We start from the raw sequence: 429 nt of genomic DNA, 5'->3' as shown, positions 1-429 counted from the left end.
ATCGACAAGCCGCATCCCTGCGCCAAGAAACTGATCCTTGTATGCTTGAAGGGCAAAGATCATCCCGATCGAAAGCTTGGCATCTAGCGCGAGCCGAATCGCGATGTATACGAATAGGATTTTCTCGAGGGCGAGAACAAACTGCCCGATGGCGTCGAACCCAGCCGTAAGGCGGCCGAGCTTGATCTGAGCGTTTATCGCTTCCGCTTTGGTCTTCTGCCACAATCGCTGGCGATTGCCCTCTTGTCCAAACGCTTTTACCGCAGCGATGCCACGCATGCTTTCTATGAAACTACTGGTTTCACGTGCTGCAGTGGTGATCACATCAAGGTTCTTGAGTCGCAGTGCCTGCAGGAATGCGAGTCGGATCGCGATGTAGGCGCCGAGCGCCGCAACTGCGACACCACCCAGTATTCCCGAGTAGATAAG

General features: G+C 54.5%; 1 protein-coding gene. It reads right to left on the bottom strand.

Going from position 1 to position 429, the window contains the following annotated elements; translation table 11 throughout:
- Positions 1–429 (bottom strand): ABC transporter transmembrane domain-containing protein (locus AC2JF9_RS09595; RefSeq protein ID WP_500727328.1); only part of this gene is annotated, 429 nt, incomplete at both ends.

This window comes from Lactobacillus sp. C449L (assembly GCF_059900815.1).
This window is presented reverse-complemented; position numbering and strand designations above follow the sequence as displayed.